The sequence below is a fragment of the Duganella rivi genome (assembly GCF_009857435.1).
In the GTDB taxonomy this organism is placed as follows: Bacteria; Pseudomonadota; Gammaproteobacteria; order Burkholderiales; family Burkholderiaceae_D; genus Rugamonas; species Rugamonas rivi.
Genome location: NZ_WWCK01000008.1, coordinates 297,349 through 323,907, shown reverse-complemented (window position 1 = coordinate 323,907; position 26,559 = coordinate 297,349). Strand labels below are relative to the sequence as shown.

Genomic DNA, 26,559 nt, shown 5'->3' with positions numbered 1-26,559 from the left:
TACTTTGCTCCGGTAACGGCTGACTACTTGCCCATCGCGTGAGAGATAAGGCGGCGCTTCAGCACAGGTAATTTATCCAACAAGTTTAATCCGAAATTACGAACCACGCGCAGCGGCTCAATATCGGTCTCGAACAGGCGCGCCAAACCGTCAGTGGTGAGCTGCATCAGAAGCACATCTTCCTTGCGGGCGCGCTCGTAGCGGGCCAGCACGCGATCGTCGCCGATGCCGCGATGGGACTCGCGTTCGGACAGGGTCTTGATCAATTGCGCCACGTCGGCAAAGCCAAGGTTCATGCCATGGCCTGCCAGCGGGTGCACCACGTGGGCGGCGTCGCCGATCAGCGCCACGCGCGGCGCGATCATGGTGTGAGGGCGCATCAGGCGCAGTGGGAAGTCGCGCACCAGCTCCGGTTGCAGCGGCGTCAAGGCGCCCAGCTTCTCTTGCGCGTAGACGGCCAGGCGTTCGGCGATCTGCTGCGCCGACTCGGTGCGCAGCGTGTCGGCCAGTTGTTCAGGGGCCGACCACACCAGCGACACCTTGTTCCCTGGCAGCGGCAGCAAGGCCACGATGCCTTCGGCGCCAGTGAACCATTGATAGGCCGCGCCGTGGTGCGGCAGTTCGCATTCAAAATTGGAGACCACCGCGCGCTGGTTATAGCTGCGGTAATCGAGGCCGATATCGCACTGGCCGCGCACCCACGACTGCGCGCCGTCGGCGCCGACCACCAGCGCGGCCTTGATGGCGCTACCGTCGTCGAGATGCACCGAGGCGCCATCGGGGGCGCGCAGCAAGCCGGTGGCGCGGCCGCTGACCACCTTCACGTTCTGGGCGAAGCGCAGCGCGGCGTCGAGCGCCTGATTGAGATTGCGGTCTTCCAGTATCCACGTCAGTGTGTTGGCGTGCGCGCCGTAGGCGTCGAAGGCCAAGCCGCCGGCGTGAGGGCCGTCGCCCTGCACGATCATCGCATCGACCGGCGCCACGCGGGCGTGATCGAGTGCATCCCACACCTTGAGGGAGGACAGCAGTTTGTAGGCGGTGTGATTCAGTGCGTAGACGCGTGCGTCCCAGCCCGGATCGGCGGCGGCCGGCGCGGGCGGCGGCATCGGCGGGCCAAGCAGGGTCACACTCAGGCCGGCTTGGGCGAGGCCCAGCGCAGCGGTCTTGGCAATCGCGCCATTGCCAACAATGCAAATATCACTTTCGATCACGCGCAGCGCTGCGGGAGAGGTGGGCTTATTCATCCGGCCATTATAGCGTTTGTGTGAAATGGAAATTGGCCCTTGCGCTTTGGAATCCACATGCTATAATTCTGCTCCTTGGCCTGGTAGCTCAGTTGGTAGAGCAGAGGATTGAAAATCCTTGTGTCGGTGGTTCGATTCCGCCCCGGGCCACCAAGAATTCAGAAAAAGCCACCTTCGGGTGGCTTTTTTGTTTTCCGGCGTAAAAAAATCCTCGTGCCCGATCCCGCCCTTTCCCCGCCTTTCACGCGTTCCCTGTGATTATTGGTGAATATTGAAACATTGCTAGCTGTTACAATGCAATATTTTCAAACAGGAAACATTGAGAGACTAATGGCAACAATCTCGTTCACCCAATCGACCACTGCAAACGGTCAAATCGCCCTCGCCCTTTCCAGCACGGATTTGCCGGCAGGTAGTTTTACCTTCTCTCTGGTATTCAACTACACCGGCGCCAACGTACAGTTCAACAGCGCCAGCTATTCCGGTTCGTCCTCCACCACCCTGAACTCGGACTACGCCGGCTCAGTCGGTTCGGTCAAAATCACGGGCAGTCTGTTCCCGGCATCCAGCCAGCCGTTCGCTACCTTCCTGTTCGATGCAAACGGCAAAGGATCGTTTAACGCCGATATCACTAGCCTTCAGATCAACGGCAGTGCGCAGTCCTACACTGATCCCGCCGCCTATAACTTTTCGATCATCGCCGCCCCAGGCGAAATCGTGGCATTACAGGCCGACGGCAGCGCGTCCGGCACCTACAATCCGCTGGACAGCTTCTTTTCTCCGACCTACACATTGAAGACGGCCGCGCAGCACGGCAGCGTGGTGTTTGGCGACAGCATCAATCCGTCGGCATGGAAATACACGCCCGCCGCCGGCTTCTATGGCACCGACACGTTCACGCTGAAAGTGGCCGACGTCTTCGACAGCAAAGAAAAAACCCTTACCGTGAATGTCAGTCCGGTAGGCACCGCTAACAACGACACCTTCCACAGCAGTGCTGGCAGCTATCACACCGATGGCGGCAGCGGACTCGATACCCTCAGCTATACCGGAAAAATGGCCGACTTCAGCGTCGCATTGTCCGGCGCCAGCGCTATCGTCACCGACAAAACTGGCACGGAAGGAGTGAATTATCTCGAACACTTCGAGCGCCTGACGTTCTCGGATGGCGCCATTGCCCTCGATATCAATGGCAACGGCGGTCAGGCCTACCGTTTGTATCAGGCCGCGTTCCATCGCACGCCCGACGCCGGTGGCCTGGGCTTCTGGATGAATGCTCTCGACAAAGGCGCATCGCTGATTGATGCGGCCAAGGGTTTCATGACCTCAAAAGAGTTCCTGGCGGCTTACGGCGCCGCACCGACCAATGAGCAGCTGGTCAACAAATTCTACGAGAACATCCTGAACCGCGCGCCGGAAAAATCCGGCTTCGATTTCTGGGTCGGCCTGCTCAACAACCACACCTCCACCGCAGCCGAGGTGCTGGCGCAGATTAGCGAAAGTGCGGAAAATCAGGCGGCGATGGCCACCATCATCGGTCAAGGCTTTGCCTACACGCCGTACGTCGGCTGACGCATTCACGGCGCACCACAACACAGCAGGTAGTCCGCTAGCGAGATCTACCAAGAATTTTGTTTCATGAATGCGCCGTCTTCGCCCCTGTTTGTTTTAGAATGGTTGTAATTTCATCATTACATGGGCGCGCTATGAAACGGGTGATCTTCAATCAAAAAGGTGGCGTGGGTAAATCGACGATTGCGGTGAACCTGGCGGCCATCGCGGCGAGCCAAGGCAAGCGCACGCTCTTGATCGATATCGACCCTCAGTGCAATTCCAGCCGCTACGTGCTGGGCGCGACCGCGCAGGAGGCGGTACCCACGCTTGGCGCCTATTTCGAACAAGTCCTCAGCTACAGCATGTTCGCACAGGCGCCCGGCTACTATGTTCATCCGACGCCGTTTGAAAACCTGTCGATCATTGTGGCCCACTCCGAGCTCGGTGATCTGCAATCGAAGCTGGAGTCGCGCAACAAGATCTACAAGCTGCGCGACTTGCTGCGGGATCTGAGCAAGGAATATGACGAGATCTTCGTCGACACGCCGCCCGCCTATAACTTCTTCAGCCAGTCCGCTCTGATTGCGGCCGACAGCTGCCTGATTCCTTTCGACTGCGACGATTTCTCGCGCCAGGCCCTCTACTCCCTGATTAACAACATCAAGGAAATTAAGGCCGACCACAACGCCGACCTGAAAATTGAAGGCATCGTGGTCAATCAATTCCAGCCGCGCGCCCTGCTGCCGCAGCGGATGGTCGAGCAGTTGACGGAAGAAGGCCTGCCTGTTTGCGCGAGCAAGCTATCGAGTTCCATCCGCATCCGCGAATCGCACGAGCGCAATCTGCCGATGGTGCACCTGGACCGCAGCCACAAACTAAGCCAGGAATACCTCGCGCTGTACCACGAACTGCAAGGCAGCTAATCAGCGCAGAACGGCCAGCTTGGCCTTCTTGCCGCCCTTGTAGGTGGAGACGGTCATCGCGCCATCGCGGATATCGCCATTGCTGTCGAACTGGATGATGCCTGTCAGGCCCGGATATTGAATCTGCCGCAGTGCCGGCAGGTACTTGGCCGGATCGTAGGAGCCGGCGGCACGCATCGCCGCAGCCACCGCCATGGTCGCATCGTAGGCATACGGCGCGTAAGTCTGGATATCGCTGTGGAATTTGGCGTGGAAGCGCGCGATGAAGTCGTTGACCGCTTTCTCATGCGCCGCATCGACACCGCCCGCTTCGGCGCAGAACACCGCGCCATCGCGCATGCCCTCCCCCGCCAGCGCCGGCAAGGCCTCGGTGCAAATGCCATCGCCGCCCATCAAGCGCACCTCGATGCCCAATGCCTTCATCTGGCGCAGGATGCCGCCGGCGGTAGCGTCCATGCCGCCGAAGAAAATCAAATCCGGTTTCCTGGCGCGGATGCTGGTCAGGATGGTGGAAAAGTCGGTAGCCTTGGGCGTGGTAAATTCACGCGCCAGCATTTTCATGCCCGGCACGCGGGCCTGCGCGCTCTTGACGAATTCATCGGCCACGCCCTGCCCGTAAGCCGAGCGGTCATCAATGATGGCGATGCGGCGCGCCCCCAGCTGCTCGACCGCATAGCGGCCCAGCGAACTCCCAAGCATATTGTCGTTGGCAACCACCCGCATCGCGCCGGCGAATTTCTGTTTGGTGTAAGCGGGCGTGGTGGCCGACGGCGAAATCTGCGGAATTCCGGCTGCGTTGTAAATACGCGAAGCAGGAACCGTGGTGCCGGAGTTGGCGTGGCCGATCACCGCCGCCACACGCGCATCGACCAGCTTCTGCGCCACCGCCGTGCCTTGCTTGGGATCGGCCGCGTCATCCTCGCTCTGCATCTTGAACAGCACCTTCTTGCCGCCGATGGTGACGCCCTTGGCGTTCAAGTCCTCGATGGCCAGCGCCACGCCGTTCTCCATCGCTTTGCCCAAGTGCGCAATTTCGCCGGACAGCGGCCCCGCCACGCCGATCTTCACCACCTCCTGCGCAGCCGCCGCGCCGCTCCATGCCAATACGGTCAATAAGGGAAGAAGGCGTTGCGCAGGCGTCATTCACGGCTCCGTAGATTGGGGATGTCCGAACGATCATAACATTGTAGGCATCGCGCGTTTATGACAAGATTAAAAAATACACATCCACACACAGGAGCCGCCTTGTCCAAGCTGCCGTTGTTGATCGCCGCCCTCTTCGCCGCCGCTGCCGCAACGGCGGCCGAGCGCAATATACCCTTCTGGCCGAACGCCGTGCCGGACGCCATTCATGCCGCAGTCGACGGACAAGCCGCACTGGAAAGCGTGCGCGTGCTGGGCCGCTTCCATCGCGTGCACGGTTCGCCTGGCTATGCGGCTGCGGCACAGTGGGTGCAAGATCAAGCCCGCGCCGCCGGCCTGCGCGACGCCATAGTAGAACACTTCCCCGCTGACGGCAAAACGCAGTACGCGCATTTCCGCAGTTATCTTGGCTGGGATGCGCAGGATGCGCAACTGGATGAAGTATCGCCGCAAGCACGCCCCGTGGCCCGCTTCCCTGATCTGCCGGTAGCACTTGCCGACTACAGCCAAAACGCCAACGTCAAAGCGCAACTGATCAACGTGGGCGCTGGCGCAGCGGCCACGGACTACGACGGTAAAGACATCAAAGGCAAACTGGTATTGGCATCCGGCCCGCTAGCGCTGGTGCACAAGCTGGCGGTGGAAGAACGCGGCGCGCTCGGCATCCTGTCCGATTATCCGAATCAAACCACGGCATGGTCAGGCGACGATACCGACCTAGTACGCTGGGGCCATTTGTCGCCGTATCAAACCGAGAACCGCTTCGCCTTCATGCTGTCCAAGCGGCAGGCTAATGGCTACCGCACGCGCTTAAGCGCCGGCGAAACCATCACCTTGCACGCGCAAGTACGCGCCCGCATGACGCCTGCCAATTTCGACGTGGTCAGCGCCACCATTCCCGGCTCCGATCCAAGCGCAGGCGAAGTAATCCTCACCGCGCACCTGTGCCATCAATCGGCCGGCGCCAATGACAACGCCTCCGGCAGCGCCGCCATTCTGCAAGTGGCGCGCACGCTGAGCCGCGCTATTGAATCCGGCGCCATCGCGCGGCCGCGCCTCACCATTCGCTTTTTGTGGACGCCGGAAATCACCGGCGCACAAGCGTGGCTGACGCGCCATCCGGAACTGCAAGGCCGTATCGTCGGCGGCATCCACATGGACATGGTCGGCGCGCTGCTGGGCACCACGCACAGCACTTTCCACCTATCGCGCACCGCGCAAACGCTGCCACACGTCCTTAACGATATCGGGCGGGCCTTCCTTGATGAAGTAAGCACCGCTTCGGCGCAGTACGCAGAGCGCGGCGGCGACAGCTACGCAGGCTTCGTCACGCCGGGCGGCTCACGCGACCTATTCCTTGCCGACGCGCGCAACGTGGAACTAGGCAGCGACCATGACGTGTTCCAATCCTCCGCCTGGGGCGTGCCGATGCTGTACTTCCACGACTGGCCGGACGTCACCATCCACACCAGCAAAGACCAGCCGGAGAATCTCGACGCCACCAAACTAGGACGCGTGACCTACCTCGGCGCCGGCATCGCCTACACGCTGGCGGCGCTGCCAGACGCAGAAGCCCCGCGTCTGCTGGCAATCAACCGCTACACCGGCGACCAGCAGTTGGCGCAAGCCCGCCTGCGCGCCGCCCTGGGCGACAATCCTCGCGACGGTGCACTAGCGATCCGCGAAACGCTGTCAATGAACGCCAGCAGTCTGCAATCGCTGGTGCAGCGCTGGCCCGCCATTGCAACCGCCGCGCGTCCGCTAACGGAACAGCTCAAGATGCAGCAAGCGGCATTGACGCTACCGGCCGCGCAGCAGCGCGACCAGCGCGTGCCACTGCCGTCGCCAGCGATCAAGGGTCCGCTGAGTGTGTACTACTACGATCATGTGGGAGAAATGGAGAAAGTACGCGGAGTGAAAACCGCTGCACTGCCGGAGTTCGAAGGCGATGCAGAACTGCTGCTATATGAAGCGATGAATCTGGCAGACGGCCGCCGTACCGTCAGCGACATCCGCGACATCCTCAGCGGCCGCTACGCACCAACGCCGCAAGCGCTGGTGGCCGCTCACTTTGAGCGGCTGGAGGCGGCCGGCATCATTCAGTGGAAGTAATGAAAGTGATGCGGCTTACCACATCAAATCATCAGGGATCTTGAAGTCGGCGTATGGATCATCCTCATCGACTTCAGTGCTGGCCTGCTTGACGCGCACGACGATGTCCGCGTTGCGCTCGGCGATTTTATCGGCGATCACGCGCGGCACTAGCTCGTAGCCGCCGCCTTCGCCCACGATGACCAAGCGGCCAGCAACCAAGTGCTCGCGCACCGCGTTGGTTACGTAAATGCGCTCAATCTTGGTGCCGAAGGTGAAGTTGTAGGCGATGTCGCCGTTGTTACCTTTACTCTGTTTATTCTGCTGCACCATCTGCGTAATCTGCGCGGAAATGGCTTTTTGCTGAGCGGCTGCGTCGCGCTCAGCGTTGGCCAGACGCGCTTTCTCGGCATTCGCGCGTTGTAGTTCCTGCGCGGCCAGCTTGGCCTCGTCCACCGTTTCTACACCGGCGCGGCGGTCGTCCTTCTGCTGCTTGCTCTTGTTCTGATGGACGACTTTCGCTTTTTTCTTGTCGACCAAGCCGGCTTTTAATAACTGGTCTGCCAGTCCCATGATGCTACTCCTTATTATCGAAGGCGATAGCATACCATTCTTACTGCTGCTCCCAGCCGCCGCCGAGGGCGAGGAATAGCGCAATCTGGTCGGACGCCAGCGCCGCGTCGGAGGCAGCCCATGCAGCGTCGGTAGCAGCCAGCGTGCGGTCTGCGTCCAGCACCGAGAGGAAATCAATGCGGCCATATTGGTACAGGCGGTGCGATTGTTCGGATGCCAACGCGCTTTGATCGCGCGCCGTCTTCAGCGCGGCATTGCGGTCCAGCTCACGCGCGTAGACCGTCATCGCGCTTTCTACTTCTTTCAGCGCGTTGAGCACCACGCCGTCGAAACGCGCCAGCGCGCCGTCGGTGCCGGCTTCCGCTTGCGCGATGCGGCTGTGGGCCGAGCCGGTGTCCGGCAGCGTCCACGAAATCAGCGGGCCAAGACTCCAACGGAAGGCGTTACCTGCACCGAAATGATCGAGCAAGCCGGTGCTGCCGATCGATGCGCCAAGGCTGATGCTTGGGTACAGATCGGCCGTCGCCACGCCAATGCGCGCAGTAGCGCCAGCAAGATTACGCTCGGCCTGACGGATATCCGGGCGGCGTCGCAGCAGCGCGGCGCCATCACCCACCGGAATTTGCGTGGTCAAGCGCGGCGCGGCTTCACATTGCAGCAGGTGCAGATTCATCTCGTTCGGCGTTTGGCCGGTGAGGGCGGCAAGTCGATAGTATGCAGTGCGGTGCTGCGCTTGCAGCGGCGGCAAGGCCGCCTGCAACTGCGCCAACTGGCTGCGCGCACGGGAATCGTCAATGGCGGTGCCGCGACCGGCACGGGTGCGTTCATCCGTCAGCGCGACGAACTTCTGCTGCAAATCGACGGATTGCTGGGCTACGGCGATCTGGCGCACCGCCGAGCAAGCGTCGGCATAAGCGCGCGCCGTGTCGGCAGCCACTGTTACGCGCACCACGTCCACGCCGGCTTGCGCTGCTTGCGTGTCGGCGCTGGCGGCTTCCACGGCACGCGCAATTTTGCCGAACATGTCGGCTTGGTAGGACACGCTAACACCTGCGTCATAAGTCCACATATCGTGCAACGCGGTCGGTGATCCTTTCGCCGCGCCAGAAGAACGGCCCACACCCGGCGCTGCGCTGACGCTGACCACCGGCTTCTCGCCCTCTTTCACTTCGCTCAATACGGCGCGGGTGCGCGCCAGGTTGGCGGCGGCCACGCGCAAGTCGGCGTTGGCCTTCAGCGCTTGCTCGATTAATTTATCCAGTACGGGGTCGTCATATAGACGCCACCAGTGCGCTGGCAACGGCTCCGGCTTGTAGGCGGCTTCCTCCGCACCGAGGAATGGCGCAGCTGCTTCCGGGCGCTTGACCACGGCCTGCTCCGGCACTTTGTAATCGGGGCCGACGGTGCTGCAGGCGGCCAAGGAAGCTAGCAACGCTGCGCTGCCGAGTATTTTCAGAGAATTCATCGCATCCTCCGTCTTACGAGTGCTTGCTCTGCACATCAACCGTCACGGTCTGACCGGCCACCAAGCGCGCACCGGCCGGCAAGGCGTCCAGCTTGATGCGCACCGGGATGCGCTGCGCCAGCCGCACCCAGTTGAAGGTCGGGTTCACGCTGGAGAGCAGATTCGCCGAAGTGCTGCGGTCGCGGTCTGCCACGCCGCCAGACAGGCTTTCAACGTGGCCCTTAAGGCGCAGCGAATCTCCCATCGGCAGTACTGCCACTTCATCGCCCACTTGAATCGCAGGCAGCTTGGTCTCTTCGAAATAGCCTTCAACGTAATAAGAGTCGCTGTCGATTAGCGCCATCACGGCGCGGCCGGCACTAACGTACGAACCCGCGCGCAGATCTAAATTGGAGATAGTGCCGTTAACCGGCGACACCACGCGGGTACGGTCTAGATTCAGCTTGGCGACATCGCGCGCCACTACCGCTTGCGCCAGCGCGGCACGCAGTTGGTCAACGCGCGACGAACCTTGCTCGCGCGTCTCAGCCGATACCAGATCGCGTAGATCGGTATTACGGCGCGATTCCTTCTGCGCCTGTTCCAGCATGGTGCGCTGCGCCTGCACTGCGGCATCGGCTTGACGCAAGGCCAGCTCAAAGCGCGCGCGGTCAACTTCAAACAGCACCTGCCCCACTTTAACCTGTTGATTGTCGTGTACCAGCACTGCCGTCACTTGGCCGGTGACATCCGGCGCTACCTGCACCACGTCCGCTTTCACGCGGCCGTCGCGCGTCCATGGTTCCACTTCGTAGTGCTGCCACAAGCGCCATGCGAGAACACCAGCGACGGCCACCGCCGCCATGGTGACGATAAATCGGCCAGTGGCCAGTAAAGGATTTTTGAGGTTCATGTTTAGCCCCGATTCGTTATCAATGTAGAGAAGCTGCCCAGGAAGATGAAGAACAGCGCAAATTCAAATAGCGCTGGATGCCATACCATGCGGTAAAAGCCAACGCGCATCAGCAGCCGTCCGAGTACGCGCGTGCAAATCAGCGCGAGGATAGACAACAGCAGCAAGGTTGGTACGTATAGCCCGTACAGGCTCAATTCAGCAGTCACGATGCAATCTCCGGTTGATAGGCGGCCGCGCGCGGGAACAGGTCGCGGCGCATGCTGGCAAGAGCGGCGGCGGCTTTAGGACGCGCATCTGCAACCGCGGCGCTAGTCTCGGCAGCCGCTGCGCAGACTTCGCGCAGTGTGCTATCCAGCTTTTCCAGCAGGGATGCCGGCGCTTGGCCGTGGCGATGCTCGCTGCCGCCAAAGTAGGCGCCCAGCTTTTGCAGCAGCGGCTTCAATGCCACGCCGGCCTGCTCCAGCGGTTGCTGCAAGCCGCACAGCTGCGCGGTGTGCAGGCCGGCGCGCAGCTCGCGCAAGCCATCCACCGCCACCGCGCGCGCTTCCGGCGTCGGATGCGCGACGGCGAGGCGCGGCATCAATAGGCCGATGCGATCCAGCATGCGCGCCGATATATTCAGCAGCGGCTCGGATGATGGTGCTTGCGTCATCTGCGCCACTTCGCGGCGCGCAGTGCGCAGCATGCGGCGCGCCATCCAGTCGCCGCCCACGGTACGTATCAAACTGGTGATGACACCGGCCGCGATAAAGCCAAACAGCTGCGCGATCATGCTGTTCAAGAAGCTCGGGATATCCAGCGTGCCGGTATCCTGCAGCGACAAGGTGCCTGCCACGCCGATCAAGAACGCCAGCGCACTACCCGCCGTGGCAGGACGCGGCATGAACACGCCGCCGATCAGGAATACCGGTGCAAGCACCAGTACCAGCATTTCGTAGCTATGCACGGCAGGCAGTACGAACATGATGTAGAACGCCGCAACCGGCATCGATATCACCGTCCATTTCAAGAACATGCGGATGCCCGGCACGGGGTCGTCCTGAGTGGCGAAGAAGCAGCACAGCACACCGGCCATCATCGGCGCAGCAGCGCCGGACGGCCATGCGGTGAAAATCCAAAAGGCGCAGCACAGCAGGATAGTGACCACCGCCGCCAAGGCCGAGCGGAACGCCATGCCGTGATCACGATGCAGCACGGCCGGCGTCAGGTGCGGCGTGTAGCGGGCCACGCCGCCATCCATCACGCTACTGACATTGCTGCGCAGTTCAAGGCCGTCTTCGCAGGCTTCAATCAAGGCGTCCAATCGCTGGGCCAAATTCAACCGCAGGATTTCGCTCCAGCCGGCGTTGGTGGACAGCGTCGGCGTGAGCTGCGCCAATTGGGCGCGCAGTTGCGCGGCGCGGGCGGGATCGGCGTCACGGCCAGCACATACCCACGCGGCGATATCGTCCAGCAGCGTCGTCCATGGCTTCAGGCTTTCAGGGTCTGCTTCGCGCAGGGTATTCAGGCGATCCTCCACCGCCATCAACAGCGGCACCATGACTGTGAGGCGGTCATGCAGGCCATGCACCATACCCGCCGTCCAACGCAGTTGCGAGGTATCGAATGGCAAATGGGTCGACATCACGCGCAGTTCGCTGATCTCTCCAGCCAGCGCAAGGCGCGTGTGCAAGGCTTGTGCCTTGTCGCCGCCGGGCTTGAGCGCGTCGCCCATCCAGCGCTGTGCATCCGCGATCGCGCGATCGAGGCGGCCCAGCAGCACCGGGCCTACGCCTTGCGGAAACACCAGCGAGTGCACCACCGTCGCCGACAAAATGCCGATGGTGATTTCTTCCACGCGCGCCAAGCCGGTATCGAAAATGGTGGAAGGATCCGTCACCGCCGGGAAGCCGATCAAACCTGCCGTGTACCCGGCCAGCATGAAAATATACGAACGCGGCGTGCGATCCAGCAGCGAGATGTATAAGCACAGCCCCACCCAGCACGCCAATGCCAGCGACAGCAGCTCCGGTGCGTTGGCCAGGCGCGGCACCATGACGATGGTGGCGGTGCAGCCGATCAGCGTACCGCACACGCGGAACAGCGCCTTGGAGCGCACCGCGCCCGAGAACGGGCTGGCGACGATATAGGCCGTCATCATGGCCCAGAAAGGACGCGGCAGGCCAGCAGCCAGCGACACGTACAGCGCCAGCATGGAAGCGGTAAAGCACTTGAGCGAGAACAGCATCTCGCTCATCTTCGGCGCGTTCATGATGCGCTGCGCTCGGCCAGTACCTGGTCAAGCCTGATCAATACGCGGACGGTGGCTTCCACGTCCGCTTGCGGCATGTCTTTAAACAGCTCGCGGCGGAATGGGGCCAGCGCTTTTTCGAGGCGCTCGGCGACACGCTTGCCGTCGGCGGTTAAGGTCAGGGTCTTGGCGCGGCGGTCGCTCGGATCATCCTGGCGCAGCACCAGCCCCGCCGCCACCAGTTGATCGATGATGCGCACCAGCGACGGCGGCTCAATGCCAACGGCGTCCGCCACCTGCCCCGGACGCACGCCGTCGCCAAGGCGCGAAATCATCAGCACCGGCCACGCGCTGGCGTGCGACAATTCAAAATCCGCCGTCAACCCGTCGGCAGCCGCCTTGTAGGCGCGCGCCACGTGGATCAGCGTGTGGGTCAGGGACATCAGGGTTTTGTCGTAGCTGCTCATCGCGGACTCGTTTGAATATACTTAGGATGCTAAATATTAGCATCAAACGAAAATCCGCGCAGAGCAGCGCTCAAAAACCTCGTTAAGCGCTGTTTTTAAAGAACTTTTCTGGCGAGATGCGGATGGCGGCGCCGGTCGGACAAGCGCGTACGCACGACGGCCCGCCCTTCAAATCCTTGCATAAATCGCATTTAACGGCCTTCTTTTGCACCGCCGGATCGTAGTCGGCCTGACGCTCGCCCGGCGTGGCGCCGAGGCCGAACAGCAACCACGATAAGCCGCCGCCGCGCTTCGGCGGCTTGTCCACTGCCATCTGAATCACACCGTATGGGCAGTTTCGCTCGCAATTGCCGCAGCCGATGCAGGCGTCGCTGATGAACACTTCCCCTTGCAGCGAACGGCCGATGGCATCCGGCGGGCAGTCCTTCATGCAGTGCGGGTTCTCGCAGTGGCGGCAGGCAGTCGGCAGGTGGATGTTGGCGAAGGTCGGCCCCAGCGCGCGCTTCAATCGCGAGGTGCCGTTATGCGTTTCGGCGCACGCGGTCTCGCAGTTATTACACTGGATGCACATGGTCTCGTTGATCAGCAAAACGTCCGACGCTTCACCTACGCCCTGCCCCAGCAAGAACTGCATCAAGTCGCCGTCGCGGCTCTTGGTATGCTCCAGCAGCACGTTTTGTTCGGTGCGCGAAATCACCTGCTCTTCGACCGACTTGCGCCAGCTAGGATTGGCGATCAGCTGATCGCGCACGGTTTGCGCGTCCAGCACTAGCGCTTCCGTCAGCACGGTGGCCGTCACCGTGGCGCTGCGCGGCGCATCGCGCAGCAGCGCCATCTCGCCGACATAGTTACCGGCGGCGACGTAAGACAAGATACGCTCACCACCGCGCGAGTCATCGCGGCGCGACACCGTCACCGAGCCACGGCGAATCAGGTACATGCCGTCCGGCTCATCGCCTTCCTTGAACAGCGCCTGCTTGGCCTCATAGCGCTTGACCGTAACGCCGCCCGCCACCAGCGCATCGATGGCGGTGCGCGACAGCATATTGCCAAGGTAGTTGTAGATTGCGTTGCGCACGAAGACCATGTCCATGCGCTTGCGCACATCGTCCACCGAGGCGATCAGCTTCAGCATGGTGCGGCGCGGCGTTTCCATCAGCACGCAGTTCTCGCCGGCGCGAATGGTGGCGGTACGGCGGCGGCCCGAAATCAAACCCATCTCGCCAAAGTACTGGCCCTTATCGAGTTTGATATTACGCACCTTGCCGTCATTGCCGGTCAACTCAATCTCCACCGTGCCTTCCAAAATGGAATAGAACGTGTTGGTGTAGTCGAACTTGCGGAAAACGATGTCGCCTTGGCGCGGCGTGAGCAAAGTCGATTCGAGCATGAACTCGCGCAGCTGCAAGGTAGTCACTTGGGCGAACAGCGGCACGCTGCCCTTGATTTCCTCGATCACTTGCGACACCTGCATACCGGTACGCCAAGGATGCAGCTTCTCGCGCAGCAGCGATTCATCGGCAGGCTGCACCGGCTTGCCGACAATGGTCTGCACCACCTCATAGCCTTGGTTCATGGCCTGCTTGATCAGCGGATAGCCCCCTAGCGCGCCAACAATGTACAGGCCCGGCACGTTGGATTCGTAGGTATCCGACAGCGCCGGCGTGGACGCCGGATTCGCATTCGGGAACACCACGCCGAAACTCTCAATCAGTTTGCGCGGCGGCGTTGCGCCGAGACGGGCGATCACGCGATGCGCGTGTACCGATTCTTCACCGTGCTTACCGGTGAAGACAAACAGCAGCGGTGTGTCGTCGGCACGCTCGATGTGCTTAGTCGTAGCGCTGTAGCGCACCTTGATCTTGCCGCTCTTTTCCGCAGCCGTAATCAGCACGCGGTTACCTTCTTTACAGGTTGCGAATTCTTCCTGCCGATTCAGAATGTAGACCGTATTCTTCTCGGCCAGCGCCAGCGCATTCTCGATGCCGGCATCGCCCGCGCCGACTACCACGATGGTCTCGCCGGAATACTCGTCAGGATCGGAAAGGGTGTACTGCACGCCCGGCAGGTCTTCGCCGGGCACGCCGAGCTTGCGGATATTCCCTTGCAGGCCAATGGCAAGAATCACGGTGCGCGATTGCCACGTACTCTTGCCGCCTGCGCCTTCACTGGTCAGCGTGAAGATGCCGCTGTCAGCATCGCGTACGATGGCGCTCACGCGCTGGCCGTGCGCCACGTTGACGTTCTGCTGCCCCATCTCCTGACTCCACGCCGACAGCAGCGCCTCGCGCTTGCCGGCGCTGAAACTCAGGTCGCTGCGCAGCGGCAGGATGCCCGGTTCGGCCATCACGTGCTTGCCCTTCTGGTACTGGTAGATGGTGTCCGACAGGTGCGGCTGCGATTCCAGCAGCACGTGACGCACGCCCAGCGCCTTGGCGCGGGCGGCGGCGGACAAGCCGGCCGGCCCGGAGCCGACGATAACGATCTCGTACAGTTCAGTAGCGTCCATGATTAATTCGCCTGCGGTGAAATGGTGCGCGACAGCCCTTGCAGGCCGTTCGCAAAGACGTCCGGCTTGAACGCGTCTTCATTCGCCAGCGACACGCGCAGCGCGGCCAGCTTGCGGTTCATCTCCGCCACATTGGTAAGCGCGCCCTGCTTCGCCAACGACGACGACAGGCTCGAAATCGCCATGTAGGCCTGCTCGGCGCCGGCGTAGTCGGAATACTGCTGGCGTTTGGCCTCATCGATCAAGCCAGCCAGCACGGCGCGCTGCACGGCCGGCGTGAAGCGCTGCTGTTCCAGCTTGACGATGACGCGCTGGATGGTGGCCGACAAGGCTGAAGCCAGCACCAGCGGATCGGCGCTGCGGCCGGCCATGCCGCTGGCGTTATTCCCCGCCACCGCATGATGCAGCTGCGTCACTTGATCGCTGAAGGCATTCGCACCGGCTGGATCAGTCGCGCGCACAATCGCGCGCAGCATCAGCAGATTGCTATCGTTGAGACGCATGCGGCCCGGGCCCACGCCAAGGCGCGGCGTCCACTTCTTCTCGCTCATCGGGTGGTGGCAGGCGTGGCAATCGAACAGCGCCAGTTCCGGGAACAGGCCGTCGCGTCCGCGCTTTGGATCGGTCAGCGCATCCAGCTGGTTCTTGGACGCCAGCGCCTGGCCGATAGCCCACAAGCGCACGCTGTCGTAATCGCCCTTGCGCTGCCGCCAGTCGTCATCAATCTTGTAGTGCGCCGGCGCGAGTTGCGCGAAGGTGTCCAGCTCAAAGCTCAAACGCGGATGGCCAGCACCCATCAAGCGGTGCGAGACAAAACGGCTACTGTCGCCCACGTGGCAGGACAGGCACAATTTGGCTTGCTCCACCGGCTTTTCGGTCGGGTACATGCCCTTGGCGACATTGTCCGCGTGCGTGGCGCCCGGCACGGTGTGCGAACGTATCCACTTGTCGGCCGGGCCGTGACAGGCCTCGCAGCCCACGCCATCAGAAATCATGTGACGTTCGCCGCGCAGCGATGGCGCTGGATTGTGCGCGTGACAGTCCAGGCATTCCTGCGCATTCTCCGCGCCCTGCTTAAGTCCCAGCTTGGCGGCGATGGAGCGCGACTGCGCGTTCAGCAGCACCGCATAAGCCTTGGCATGCTTGTCCAGGCGCAGCCAGGTGGTGTACTCGTTCTGCTGCACATTGGAGCCAGTCCACGGCGCAACCGCGCCATGGCAAGTGCTGCTGGCGCAATTAACCGTGCCCACCGACTGGTGCGGCGAAGCGTTAGGAAGCACCGGCGACGTGCTGGAACTAGCGGCCAACACCAGGCCGCAGACCAGCATCAGGCAGGCGGACAGCATCCTTTTCATTTCTTCCCTTTCTGCGTGCGCGGCACGTAATCGCCGGGCACGCCCTGATCGCTGACAGTCCACACTTGCGAGTCAGGCCTTAAGTACAGTTTAGCCATTTCTGCGGCATTGAACGGACGCGAACCGATACGGCCGAATACCGCGATCTGGCCGCCCGTTTCATCCACCGCGCGGTCGCGGTCCAGCCCTTTCGACAAAGCCAGCGCCGGCGTGCGGGTGCGGCTCCATGCGATCAGCTGCGGCTTAGGCTCAGGCGAGAAGCCGTAGAAGCGCGGCTGGGTATCGGGTGCGGTCAGTTGCAATACCTTCAAGCCGTTCGCACCGTCGGCCACGTAGCCGAACAGCGAAGCATTGGTCGAGCCGACGATAACGTCGCGCGCATCGTTCAACTGGCCGTCCGCATCAAACATCTGATAGACCTTCGGCTCGGCCGGTTTCTCAATATCGATGATGGCAAGGCCTTGGCGGCCTGCCGCCACGTAGGCGTAAGTCCGCGCCACGTACACCTTGCGCGCATCAGCCAGCGCCACGCGGCCCGCCAGCAGCACCGGCTTGGCCGACAGCGTTACGTCAATCACGCGCAGACCGCTCTTGTCGGTCACGAACAGGTAGCGGAATTGCAGCGCCGAGGCGCGCGCACCATCCAGCTGCACCGTCGCCAAGTGGCGCGGCTTCAACGGATCATTCAGATCAACGATCACCATGCCCGCATCCGCAGCGATGTAGGCGATATGCCCACCCAGCACAATGTGCTGCGCGCCGTTCAGCAAGCCGTTCGGATTCCACGTCAGCGCGCGCTTGAGGAAGTTGTTGCGTGCCTCGCCGTCGGCCAGCGTGTCCACGTTCACCAAGATCAGTCCCTCTTGCGAATCACTGATTGCGGCGTAGTGATAAATCGGGTGGAAGGCCTGCTCCTGATTCGTCACCCGCATCAAATCGCCCTGGTTACGGGTCGGAGCGATCGGCTGATTGGTCGGCAGCGCCATGCAGGTGGCATTCTTCGACGGCACTTGCGTGTTCTGGCCCAGCGGAGAATACGGCGCGGTGACAATGCGCTGCGATACGCCCTTGTTGGCGATGCTGGCGACGTCGTACACGCGCAGGCCGCCCTTGCCTTCCGCCGTGAACAAGTACTCGCCGCGCAGTTGCAGGCAGCTGGCCGCGCCCTGCGTCGGATGCGAGTGCGTTTCGGTCAACTCCATCTTGCGAGCCTTGTGCTGCTCGTACCAGTCCGGGTAGGCATAGCGCTGCAAGTAGCTGCCCTTCACCGCTTGCGGTTCATCCCACTCGGTGACGGTGGCCGCTTCCACGTGGCCTGCTTCGCCGATCCAGGCGTTGTAGCCGACAAAGTTGACGAAGTTCGTCCCTTGCAGCAGCAACTGCGCCATGATGGCGTTGTTGTCGTTGGCCTTGGAGACGTGGCAATCGCTGCACGTCTTGGTTTCTTCCTTGCGCTCCGTGTGCGGATAGTGCGGCGCAAACGCTTGCGATGAGAAGCCGCTTGCTGCAATCGGCGGCTGCTGGATATAGATCTTCTCGCGGTTCGAGTTCACCGACGACAGCACCAGCGCGGAGCTGGAACGCACCGGCGTAATCTTCGAACCTTTCACCGGGCCGGCCACACCCAGCTGGAACATATCGTCGCGCGCCACCTGCGGATTGTAGGAAGCGTAGTTACGCGTTTCGCCGCCCTCGTAGTGCAGGCGTTCGGTTTTCCAGTTGGCCTGAATCGGCAAATGGCAGCCGGCGCAGCTGGTGGTCCACGACAGATGGCAGCTATGGCAGCTCATCTTGTCGTTATCGTGCGCCAGCTTGCCGACGCCCGGCCCCCACTTGCCTTGCTGGCCTTCTGGCCCTGCGCTCATCAACTTGGCGCGCGCGGCTTTCTCGTTGTAGTGCGGATTGGCCGGATTGACCGAATCCTTCACCAGACTGACTTCCCATTCCTTTTTCGGATCGGTAGCGGCGCGCTGGTACAAGCGGCCTTCGCGCCATTCAAAGCGCTGGCGGCCATCCTGCGTTTTCAGCAGCGACATATCCATGCCGCCCGGCTTGGCCGCTGGGCCGCTGGTGCGCAACGTTGGATAGCGCGTGGCGCTGCCGTGGCAATCGATGCAATCGACTTCAATCGCCGCCGCCACCTCGCCGTAAATGTGGCCGTTGCTGTGAGCATCCTGCGAGAAGTGGCAGTCCACGCATTGCATGCCCTTCTCCATGTGGATGGAGGCAAGATGCACGGTCTTCTTGAATTTATCGGGGTCTTTGTCATCAATGATGTTGCCCTTGGCATCCAGCAGCGCGCCCTTGCGGTCACGCTTGTAGATCGCGCGGAAGTTCCAGCCGTGGCCATGGTAGTCGGCGAACTGCGTGTCTTTCAGGGTTGGGTTCAGGCTCGATACGTTCTTCAGGAATTCGGGATCGCTCCAGTTGCCGCGCGTGGCCGCTTCTTCCGGGTTGCGTGCCTGGATGGCGCGGATCTCTGCGTCGGTCGGGTACTTCTGCTTCTTCGGCCACATGGCCGGCGCGTCCGACTCATAGTCCCACATGGTGTAGCCGTAGAACGAGTTCACGAAGATGTTCGGCTGGTGCATATGGCAGGTCATGCACTGCGACGATGGAATCGCGCGCGTGAATTCGTGTTTGATCGGGTGGCCAGACTGGTTCTTCGGAATGGTAGGATCAACGGTCTTGGTCATGCCGCTGTTACCGGCCGACGCGTATGGCCCGGAGTGCAGCGGATCGCGGTCGTTGGCGTAGATGGTGTGGCACGCGGTGCAGCCGGAAGAACGATAGTCGCCCGGCTGCTCGTTCGTCCCGAGGAACCACAGGTGCGGATCATTCAAGCGCGTCTTGGTGATGTTGATGGCCGGGACGGCGATGCGGCCGCCGGTGCCGGGGCCACGATTGGACTGATGGATATCCGGGCGGCCCGGTTCATCGAGTTTTTGCAGCGTGCCGGAGCTGTTCGGCAAACCGACTTCCGGGAACGCGCTGCTGATTACGCGGCCGCCGCGCTCAAACACGCGGAACACGTCGGCCGGTGGAATTGTCTCCCATGCTGGCAGCGGATACAGGCGATCCAGAATCCCCTTGTGGACAAACAGCTCGTTATCCACACGGAGCGGATTGACGATGGCCGCAGCAGCGCCTTCCGGCGTGTAGGACTCGCCAAGGATGTAGCGCTTGTACGGCAGGATGCCGTTGTTGTAGCTCGCGCCGCCCCACAGCATGGCGGATGTCGCCATCAAGCTGCGTTCCTGCGCTTGAATGATCGGCAGGTGGCAAGCGCCGCACGCATCGCGCGCCACGCGCAAGTCGCCGGGATTGATAAAGCGGATGTAGGCCGGGTGTTCCTGATTCAGCTTGGCATACGAGCCTTGCGGATTAGCGGACGATGGATACTGCCAATACTTCTCGTTGCGCGGCAGGATGTGCGCCGCGTCCAGCGCGGAGCGATATGCGGCGCTATCCGGCTTGCCTTCGCCGACTACGGACGCATTGCCGCCGTGGCAGTCGGTGCAGCCCAGCACCACGCCGGGATTGGCGTGCATGGTATGACGGTCGGTGACGGTGTGGCAGCTCAGGCAGCCGGACGATTTGGCGTCGGCCTGTTTTTCCGTTTGCGCAGCCGGTGCGGCTGGCGCCATGATGTAGTCGCGCAGCGTTAACACCGCCGATGAATTGGCACTCACCAGCGATACCGCCGCTACTGCCATCAGCAGCAGCGCCAGTGCGAGGATGTGTTTAAACGCCTTCATGTTAGAAACTCAGTACCATGTTGAATAAAACGGAATACAGCGTGCCCTGTTTGTCGCCGTACAGGGCTTTCAGTGCTTTGCCGGGCCGCAGTGCGGCAACGGAGCTATTGATAATCACGTTCTGGTTGTAGAACGGCCGCCAGTGCAGGCCGACCGAGAAATCGGTACCCATTTCTTTCGACGGTATCGACTGCGCGCGCAGCACTTCCAGCACGCGCGTGTCCATGAAGCGCAGATAAGAGACATTGCCGAACACGCGCAGTTCCGGCTTCAAGTCCATGTCCGCGCCAACACCGATCAACGCCAGGCCGGGATTGACGAAGTTGGATTGGCCTTCATCTTTGGATGACCGCAGCGACGGCAAGATGCCATTGCGGCCGGACAGTGCGACGCCGCCGCCACCGATCAGCGGCAAGCCTTGGCGGATCGAGAAGCTGGTGTCCGAGCCGGCGATCTGCGGGTTTTCCATGATGGCGTCAAAGCCGGTGGACTTGTTGTCGTACGGGTCTTTGTCGCCGGAGGCCAGCACCAGCGAGGCGCGCGCGCGTATCCAGCTGAAGTCGCGCGATAGTTCGCTGGCGTGATAGCCGGCGCGGATCTTCTGCGCGCTGTGCGCCAGCGGATCGTGTTCGTTGTGGCCTAGCGCGAAGTAAGTCGAGGTGGCGAGGTTCCATTCGCCGATATGCCCGTCGCCGCTATAACCAAGGTAGGTGACGTGGTAGCGGTGCGAACGCAGGTCACCAAGGAAAGCCGGGCGCACCAGGAAACCGTTGGTGTCGTAGGTCTTTTCGGTTTCCTGATTGCGGTTATGGACAATGCTGGCTTGCGAAGTAAAGCCGACCCACGGCCAGTCTTGACGATACAAGTTGGCGATATAGATTTGGTCTTTGCGCAGGCCTTTGCCGACGGCGTTCAAGCCGCTGTTGCTATCCTTCTCAAAGCGCGCGAAGGCGGCGAGGTTGTATTGCCAGCGGTTGTTGTCGCGGTTACCGAACAAGCGCACGCCGACCGGCGAATCCTGGAACAGGAAGCCACGGAAGTCGTTGGTGAATGGCTGGATGCCGACGCGCAGGCTGTCAAAATCATAGCGGTCGGAGACGTTACGCAAGTGGACGTCGGCGAACATCTCCTGAATGCCGACGAAGTTATCGGTACGGCGCTTGTCCTGCGAAGGATCGATGCGCAGCGCGCCCGCTTCCTGCACCATGGCGCGGTTGAAGTTGAAGACTGGGACAAAGCGCAGTTCGTAGTCAGGCGGGCGGAAGGTGGTGTCGCCTTTGATCAGGCCCAGGTTCAAAATCAGGTTTTGCACCATGACGGTTTGCTGGCCGCGGCCGAAGATGTCATTCGCGCCGGGCGCGATGCCGATTTGGCCGGACACCGGCGTCGGCAAGCGGCGCAGCTCCAGCAGCGAGTCGGAGACCACGCCGAGGTTGAAGAACAGGTCAGGCGCGTACTGTTTGAGCACTGGTAGGTCGGCCTTCAAGACGTTCTGATTGTATGGGTCGTACCATGGGAATTTAAAGCCCAAGGTTTGCATCAAGCGCCAGCGATCCGGTACGGACAAGGACTCGCGCGGCAGGTTGGCTTGCGGCGGCGGCACTTGCGATGGATCGATGGTCGGCAGGACAGCGGCCTGCGGCACGCCGGACGTGGCGCCAGGACGCGCGGCGATGATGCCATCATCCGCCTTGCCTTCCGCGCCGCCATCGGCTGCGGCGACACCGGCCGGCGCGTCAAAAACAACTAGCGTCATTTCGCCATATTCCGCGGGAGCCATTTGCACCCAGCCGGCGCGCTGCGCATCGAGCGGCACCTTGTACCAGTCGCCGCGCTGCTCAAGGATGCCGATCACCGCGCCGCGCGACAGCTCGGCCAGCGACAGCGAAGTAACCGACGGCTCGGCGCGCACCGGAACCGTCACGGCCAGCACTTGCAGCTGCTGCGGTGCCGCTTGCGCTGTGGCGGCAACCAGCGCCGATGACACGCAGAGCGAAAACGTAGTTTTAAATCCCATCACACACGCTCTGCTCAGTACTGTTATTGAACGGCGCTTGCGGGCACTGGGCGTAGCGCAGGTTGCGGCCTTGCGGCTTCAAGGTGTCCGCGCGGCGCGACGCCGGTGCATGGCCGATGCCGGTCTTGAGTACCGCTGCCGCACGCGACACGCCCAGCATGCCGATCATGTCATCCTGATCCACGCCGTCGCCGGACACGCCAATCGCGCCAATCAACGTGGTTCCGCGATAAATCGGGAAGCCGCCGGGGAAAGTCTGCATGCCGTTTTCCAGGCCAATCGCGTTACCGGTACAACTGCGGTTAGCCGCTGCTGGCGACAAGATCGCACCGACCAGCGATGGATACACCAAGTCCAGCTGCAAGCCTACGTTGAACGGACTCCAGGTCGCCTTAGTCTTGGACAGCGGCCCGGCCGGATTGCCATCGATCCCGTCCGGGAAAATAGGCCGCGCGATGTTGCCGATGGCCCGCGCCGAAAACGCCGTGCCGTCGCTGAACGCGGACGAATTTGCAAAGAAGCTGCGCGACGACGCCATGTAGCCATCCACACCGAATAGTGCGCCCTGCTTGAGCGAGCCGTTAAAGTAACCCAGCTGCGGCAAGGCGGAAATCGCCGCCGACGCGCCGGGCGACGAGAAGAACGCCGCCGTACGGGCCTTCTGCAAGGAGACGTCTACGCCGAACACCGGCCCGTCGCCGCTGCGCACAAGACCCAGCACGTGGCCGGACGCATCCACCACCGACACCGTCACCTCCGCCGCCGAACCAACCGGAATGCGAATCTGCGCGCGCGCCTGTGCGGCCACACTCAATGCTTGCGACAGTACTTCCTGCACCTCAGCAGCGGTCATGCCCGCCGCTGCCGGCAAAGGCGCAAGCGAGGCGCTGGCAGGATAGCGATTGCTTTGCGATGCGTTCACCAGAATCTGCGTGCTGCCTTGTGCGATAAAGCCCGATGCCGCTTCGCCAAATGCGGTGCCGGCCAGGATGGCCGCGCCGTCGTAGTAGCCATCTACCGCCAGCAAGCCGCCAGCCATGCCGCTGATGCGCGTGGCCGTTACCGCGACCGGCTGCGAGGCCGTATTTGCATACGTCAGCGTTACGCCGCCTGCGGTGATGCGGTCTGCGCGGATGCAATCCGGTGCTGCGAAGCCGCTTTGCGCGGACAAGGCGATGCGCTCGTCCAAGTCTGCGCCGCTGGTGGTTGGACTGGGATCGAGTCCGTACACGCCGTCGGCAATCACACCGATGCCGCCGACTACGCGACCGTTTTTATAAAGCGGGAAGCCGCCCGGATCAGCGGCGAGGCCCAGCGGTGAACGCTTGGGCCCAATGCCGATGCCAGCGCCACGCTGCACCAAGTCGCCACAAGGCAGTTGGCTGAACTGAACGCCGAATAAAGGGCCGCCGGCGGTGTTGCCGATTTCCGGTACAAAGTGATCTTGCACGATAAAGCTGGCGGTGCGGGTGCTGAAGGCGTTGCCGGATGAGGATAGGTAGGCGCCGGTCAGCGCTTTGGCCACGGCAGCGAGATCGGAGCCGATCAGGCCACTGAGGCCGTCGAGACCTTGTGGGCTGTCGGCGCTGTTCTTGCCGCTGCCGCTGAGGATATTTACCGTCGTGCCGGCACCGGTCATGCGGTACACGGCGAGCACGTTGCCGACGCGGTCTACCACTGCGATAGTGGCCTTGGCGCCTAGCTTGGACGCAGCCTCCGCGCCTTGGGCTAGCACCTGCTCTACTTCCGCTGCGGTGATGGACTGCGGGGTGGGGGCTGGGGTGAAGCAGCTGCCGCTGGTCGAGGTGCCGCCGGGTGCAACGGCGCTAGTTCCTCCACCACCACCGCTGCATCCTGTCAGCGCGGCCACGAGGCAAGCTATCACCCCGAACGAAGGGGTCTGACCCCGTACGGGGTCAGACCCCGGGCGCTGCGGTGTGCGGGGTGGAGTGGTGCCGCGCATTTTTAAAGCGGCAAGCAGCGTCAAACCCGCATTCATGGCTTCATCGCTTTCGCTGGCTGGGCGGCGGTGTGCAGGTCGGGCATGTGATAGCCGTGACACATCGCGCAATCGGACTTCACTTTGCCGACGGCCGGCTCGGTGCCGGTGTGGCAATCGCGGCATTCTTTAATAGTCGGCATCAGCACATCGCTTGCCTTGTTCGACTTGGCGGCCAAGTGGCAATCACCACACGGCGCTTGACGATGCGCGGCGTGATTGAAGGCGGCCTTCGGCAGCCATGCATGCGATGGCGTCAACGGCGCGATTTTCCACTGCGGCAGATCCGCTCCCGGCGTCCCCGCCTTGCCCGGCCCCGGCACGCGGCTCACGCTATGGCAAACAATGCACGAAGTTTTCTCAAACAACTCTGTCGCAGCCGCCGCCGCGCGCGCACGCGCATCGCCCGGGCCTTGCACAAAGCTGGCTGCCGGACGCTCCTGCATCCCCGGACGCACCGTGAACACCGGCCCATTAACCGGCGGCGTATCAATCGCCACCTTGCTGCCACTGACGTAACCATAGAATTCGCGCAGCGTCGACAACACCTCGGGCACCGAACCATGCGGCACCTGACGCTGCGACAGCGCCGGCTCAAACGCCAGCGTGTGACACGACTGGCAGTCACGCTGCATGCTCACGCGTTCAAAGCCATTACCGCTCGCATTCGGCCGATGGCAACTCGCACATTCCAGCTTGGTCTTGCCACTCGGGCCGGCGATGCCGCCTGCAGCCACGTGGATATCGTGCGGGAACTTGAGGGTATTGGTCTGCGCAATCGGCGCGCCGCCTTGACGCAGGCGCACGAACGTCGTCTCCGATGCTGCCACTTGCACGCGGAACTGCGGGTGCGCTTTTGCAAAGTCCTTCACATTGGCGACCTGGGTGCCGGGCAGCTTGCTCACCAAGTCGCCGTGACAGGACGCGCAGCCAGCGCCGATATAGCGGCGGTTCTGCGATACCAGCCCCTCCGCACCTTGGTGATCGCGGTGGCAAGTGGCGCAACGCGTCTCATGCAGCGCCGGCATGGATGCAACCTTATCGGCCACGTGATTGCCGATGCCGCGATGGCATGCGAGACAGTCCTTGTCCTGCACCTGCTGGAACGGCTTCGAGTGGCACGACTTGCAGTCCAAGCCAAACGGCTGGTGCGATGCCGACAGCGTGCCGGGATTCCACTGCGCGTCCAGTCCCAGCGCCGTCGGCGAAGCGCGCATGTAGGCGCTATTCAGCACCGGCGCGGCATGCGGCGTCTGGCGCAGCTTGGCGGTCTTCTCTTCCACCGGGTGGAACACGGACGGCCATATCGACGCCATCACCGGCAGCACCAGGCAAGCCAGCAGCACCAGCACAAACGCCAGCCACGACATGGCCCGCCGTCCGACCAGCGGGCGTTGTAGCGCATCGATCTCCTTCTGGAGCTTATCGTTGTTACGAGATTGCATAAGCGATTACCAGTAGAAGAATACCGAGACGATGTGCGCAATCAGCGCGACCAGCAGCGCAATCGACATCGGTACATGGAACAGCAGCCAGATTTCCGTCAGCGTGCGCAGTCGCACGAACGAGCGTATGCGTTTGAGCTGTTGCAGGCGGCGGAATTGCAAGGTGTAGATTTCGTTGGCATTGGCATCGGCTTGGTCGCCTACTTCGCGCAAGCGCGCCAGCACGCGCGCGGTGGCGCAGTTGCGGTTACGGCCTGTCAGGCGCTGGCGGCGTTTCGAGAAGATTTGGCCGGCGGCCGATTCTTCTATGAGCGCCAGCAGCGCCGGCGGACGGCCTTGCGCCAGCATGCGGCAGCGGTCATCGAGGTCGCGCAAATCTTGTGCGATTTGATCCAGCGTGCGGCCGTCGAGCAGATCGCCCATCAGCGACGGATGGTACAGGTACAGCGCTACGCCCCAAATGCCGCTGATGATGACGGCCATGGTCAGCGCGTAAGCGAAGGTGTGAACGTTCCAGCCGAATTCAAAACCGCAGTGCAGCGTCGCCACCACCGCCAGCGCGAGGCCAAGGTAGACGTGGGCCGACAGCCAGCCGCGCAGGGTACCCATGCGCGAAGCGTAAGCGCGTTTGCGCACGCCGAGCAGCAGCAGGAAGACGATCAGCAATGCACCCAGCGTGCCTAAGCCATAGCCCAACATGGTGCCGCCGCCGGGCTTCAGCGGCGGGTTATCGAGAACGTACAGCGCAATGCACAGCGCCAGCAGGGCGATGGCCCACTTGGCGTAGCGAAAACGCTGGAACGACATGAAATTGTCTTGCAACATAAGGTGACTTCTGGCGATGGGCTGGTGTCTGTTTATTTAACTATCATTGCAAATAGTCAACTATAT

At 62.1% G+C, this 26,559-nt stretch carries 18 protein-coding genes and 1 tRNA gene; 4 read left to right on the top strand and 15 right to left on the bottom strand.

What is annotated here, in order from left to right; all coding sequences use genetic code 11:
- Nucleotides 1–23: 23 nt before the first annotated feature.
- Nucleotides 24–1,244: an FAD-dependent monooxygenase gene (locus GTP45_RS26390; protein ID WP_161016797.1), complete on the bottom strand. Its 1,221-nt coding sequence runs from the start codon at nucleotides 1,242–1,244 to the stop codon at nucleotides 24–26.
- A gap of 77 nt (nucleotides 1,245–1,321) precedes the next feature.
- Between GTP45_RS26390 and GTP45_RS26385 the strand changes: the two genes are divergently transcribed.
- The 3 genes from GTP45_RS26385 to GTP45_RS26375 all read left to right on the top strand — a co-directional run bounded on the left by GTP45_RS26385 (nucleotide 1,322) and on the right by GTP45_RS26375 (nucleotide 3,721).
- Nucleotides 1,322–1,397, top strand: a tRNA-Phe gene (locus tag GTP45_RS26385).
- 177 nt (nucleotides 1,398–1,574) lie between these two features.
- Nucleotides 1,575–2,816, top strand: coding sequence for a DUF4214 domain-containing protein (locus GTP45_RS26380; protein WP_161016796.1), 1,242 nt, complete (start codon nucleotides 1,575–1,577; stop codon nucleotides 2,814–2,816).
- Between the two features lie 134 nt (nucleotides 2,817–2,950).
- Nucleotides 2,951–3,721, top strand: a complete 771-nt coding sequence (locus GTP45_RS26375) for a ParA family protein (RefSeq protein WP_161016795.1) — start codon at nucleotides 2,951–2,953, stop codon at nucleotides 3,719–3,721.
- On the opposite strand, the gene GTP45_RS26370 is transcribed toward GTP45_RS26375, so the two are convergent.
- A complete protein-coding gene (locus tag GTP45_RS26370; protein ID WP_161016794.1) occupies nucleotides 3,722–4,864 on the bottom strand; it encodes a branched-chain amino acid ABC transporter substrate-binding protein in 1,143 nt (380 codons plus the stop codon).
- Between the two features lie 102 nt (nucleotides 4,865–4,966).
- On the opposite strand from GTP45_RS26370, the gene GTP45_RS26365 reads away from it, so the two are divergent.
- Nucleotides 4,967–6,976: a DUF4910 domain-containing protein gene (locus tag GTP45_RS26365; protein ID WP_161016793.1), complete on the top strand. Its 2,010-nt coding sequence runs from the start codon at nucleotides 4,967–4,969 to the stop codon at nucleotides 6,974–6,976.
- A gap of 15 nt (nucleotides 6,977–6,991) precedes the next feature.
- Here GTP45_RS26365 and GTP45_RS26360 read toward each other — a convergent pair whose 3' ends face one another.
- The 13 genes from GTP45_RS26360 to GTP45_RS26300 form a co-directional block, all read right to left on the bottom strand.
- Entirely contained in the window at nucleotides 6,992–7,528 is a 537-nt protein-coding gene (locus tag GTP45_RS26360; RefSeq protein WP_229258652.1) for a DUF2058 domain-containing protein, read from the bottom strand.
- A 40-nt stretch (nucleotides 7,529–7,568) separates the two neighbouring features.
- Complete coding sequence (locus tag GTP45_RS26355; RefSeq protein WP_161016792.1) at nucleotides 7,569–8,993, bottom strand: efflux transporter outer membrane subunit; 1,425 nt, start codon at nucleotides 8,991–8,993, stop codon at nucleotides 7,569–7,571.
- 13 nt (nucleotides 8,994–9,006) lie between these two features.
- Complete coding sequence (locus tag GTP45_RS26350; protein WP_161016791.1) at nucleotides 9,007–9,885, bottom strand: efflux RND transporter periplasmic adaptor subunit; 879 nt, start codon at nucleotides 9,883–9,885, stop codon at nucleotides 9,007–9,009.
- Between the two features lie 2 nt (nucleotides 9,886–9,887).
- Nucleotides 9,888–10,094, bottom strand: coding sequence for a DUF1656 domain-containing protein (locus GTP45_RS26345; protein WP_161016790.1), 207 nt, complete (start codon nucleotides 10,092–10,094; stop codon nucleotides 9,888–9,890).
- Complete coding sequence (locus GTP45_RS26340; protein ID WP_161016789.1) at nucleotides 10,091–12,139, bottom strand: FUSC family protein; 2,049 nt, start codon at nucleotides 12,137–12,139, stop codon at nucleotides 10,091–10,093. The genes GTP45_RS26345 and GTP45_RS26340 overlap by 4 nt, the downstream gene beginning before the upstream one ends.
- A complete protein-coding gene (locus tag GTP45_RS26335; RefSeq protein WP_166454747.1) occupies nucleotides 12,136–12,585 on the bottom strand; it encodes a MarR family winged helix-turn-helix transcriptional regulator in 450 nt (149 codons plus the stop codon). The genes GTP45_RS26340 and GTP45_RS26335 overlap by 4 nt, the downstream gene beginning before the upstream one ends.
- 82 nt (nucleotides 12,586–12,667) lie before the next feature.
- A complete protein-coding gene (locus tag GTP45_RS26330; protein WP_161016788.1) occupies nucleotides 12,668–15,094 on the bottom strand; it encodes a cyclic nucleotide-binding domain-containing protein in 2,427 nt (808 codons plus the stop codon).
- Nucleotides 15,095–15,096: 2 nt separating this feature from the next.
- Nucleotides 15,097–16,449 carry a multiheme c-type cytochrome gene (locus GTP45_RS26325; RefSeq protein ID WP_161016787.1) on the bottom strand — a complete coding sequence of 451 codons (1,353 nt, stop codon included), beginning with the start codon at nucleotides 16,447–16,449 and terminating at the stop codon, nucleotides 15,097–15,099.
- Entirely contained in the window at nucleotides 16,446–20,207 is a 3,762-nt protein-coding gene (locus GTP45_RS26320; protein ID WP_161016786.1) for an LVIVD repeat-containing protein, read from the bottom strand. Before GTP45_RS26320 ends, GTP45_RS26325 begins: the two co-directional genes overlap by 4 nt.
- Nucleotide 20,208: 1 nt before the next feature.
- Nucleotides 20,209–22,224, bottom strand: coding sequence for an SH3 domain-containing protein (locus tag GTP45_RS26315; protein WP_229258664.1), 2,016 nt, complete (start codon nucleotides 22,222–22,224; stop codon nucleotides 20,209–20,211).
- Nucleotides 22,214–24,109, bottom strand: a complete 1,896-nt coding sequence (locus tag GTP45_RS29375; RefSeq protein ID WP_217363394.1) for a heme-binding protein — start codon at nucleotides 24,107–24,109, stop codon at nucleotides 22,214–22,216. Before GTP45_RS29375 ends, GTP45_RS26315 begins: the two co-directional genes overlap by 11 nt.
- 110 nt (nucleotides 24,110–24,219) lie before the next feature.
- On the bottom strand, nucleotides 24,220–25,668 hold the full coding sequence (locus tag GTP45_RS26305) for a cytochrome c3 family protein (protein ID WP_161016784.1): 1,449 nt from the start codon (nucleotides 25,666–25,668) through the stop codon (nucleotides 24,220–24,222).
- Nucleotides 25,669–25,674: 6 nt separating this feature from the next.
- Nucleotides 25,675–26,493, bottom strand: a complete 819-nt coding sequence (locus GTP45_RS26300; RefSeq protein WP_161016783.1) for a hypothetical protein — start codon at nucleotides 26,491–26,493, stop codon at nucleotides 25,675–25,677.
- Nucleotides 26,494–26,559 lie beyond the last annotated feature (66 nt).

What these genes read in the sequence shown, in the direction of transcription:
- GTP45_RS26375 (WP_161016795.1), top strand. Translation starts at nt 2,951, where the DNA reads ATGAAACGGGTGATCTTCAATCAAAAAGGTGGCGTGGGTAAATCGACG.
- GTP45_RS26325 (WP_161016787.1), bottom strand. Translation starts at nt 16,449, where the DNA reads ATGAAAAGGATGCTGTCCGCCTGCCTGATGCTGGTCTGCGGCCTGGTG.
- GTP45_RS26335 (WP_166454747.1), bottom strand. Translation starts at nt 12,585, where the DNA reads ATGAGCAGCTACGACAAAACCCTGATGTCCCTGACCCACACGCTGATC.
- GTP45_RS26315 (WP_229258664.1), bottom strand. Translation starts at nt 22,224, where the DNA reads ATGGGATTTAAAACTACGTTTTCGCTCTGCGTGTCATCGGCGCTGGTT.
- GTP45_RS26390 (WP_161016797.1), bottom strand. Translation starts at nt 1,244, where the DNA reads ATGAATAAGCCCACCTCTCCCGCAGCGCTGCGCGTGATCGAAAGTGAT.
- GTP45_RS26320 (WP_161016786.1), bottom strand. Translation starts at nt 20,207, where the DNA reads ATGAAGGCGTTTAAACACATCCTCGCACTGGCGCTGCTGCTGATGGCA.
- GTP45_RS26350 (WP_161016791.1), bottom strand. Translation starts at nt 9,885, where the DNA reads ATGAACCTCAAAAATCCTTTACTGGCCACTGGCCGATTTATCGTCACC.
- GTP45_RS26360 (WP_229258652.1), bottom strand. Translation starts at nt 7,528, where the DNA reads ATGGGACTGGCAGACCAGTTATTAAAAGCCGGCTTGGTCGACAAGAAA.
- GTP45_RS26330 (WP_161016788.1), bottom strand. Translation starts at nt 15,094, where the DNA reads ATGGACGCTACTGAACTGTACGAGATCGTTATCGTCGGCTCCGGGCCG.
- GTP45_RS26300 (WP_161016783.1), bottom strand. Translation starts at nt 26,493, where the DNA reads ATGTTGCAAGACAATTTCATGTCGTTCCAGCGTTTTCGCTACGCCAAG.
- GTP45_RS26305 (WP_161016784.1), bottom strand. Translation starts at nt 25,668, where the DNA reads ATGCAATCTCGTAACAACGATAAGCTCCAGAAGGAGATCGATGCGCTA.
- GTP45_RS26355 (WP_161016792.1), bottom strand. Translation starts at nt 8,993, where the DNA reads ATGAATTCTCTGAAAATACTCGGCAGCGCAGCGTTGCTAGCTTCCTTG.
- GTP45_RS26380 (WP_161016796.1), top strand. Translation starts at nt 1,575, where the DNA reads ATGGCAACAATCTCGTTCACCCAATCGACCACTGCAAACGGTCAAATC.
- GTP45_RS26370 (WP_161016794.1), bottom strand. Translation starts at nt 4,864, where the DNA reads ATGACGCCTGCGCAACGCCTTCTTCCCTTATTGACCGTATTGGCATGG.
- GTP45_RS26340 (WP_161016789.1), bottom strand. Translation starts at nt 12,139, where the DNA reads ATGAACGCGCCGAAGATGAGCGAGATGCTGTTCTCGCTCAAGTGCTTT.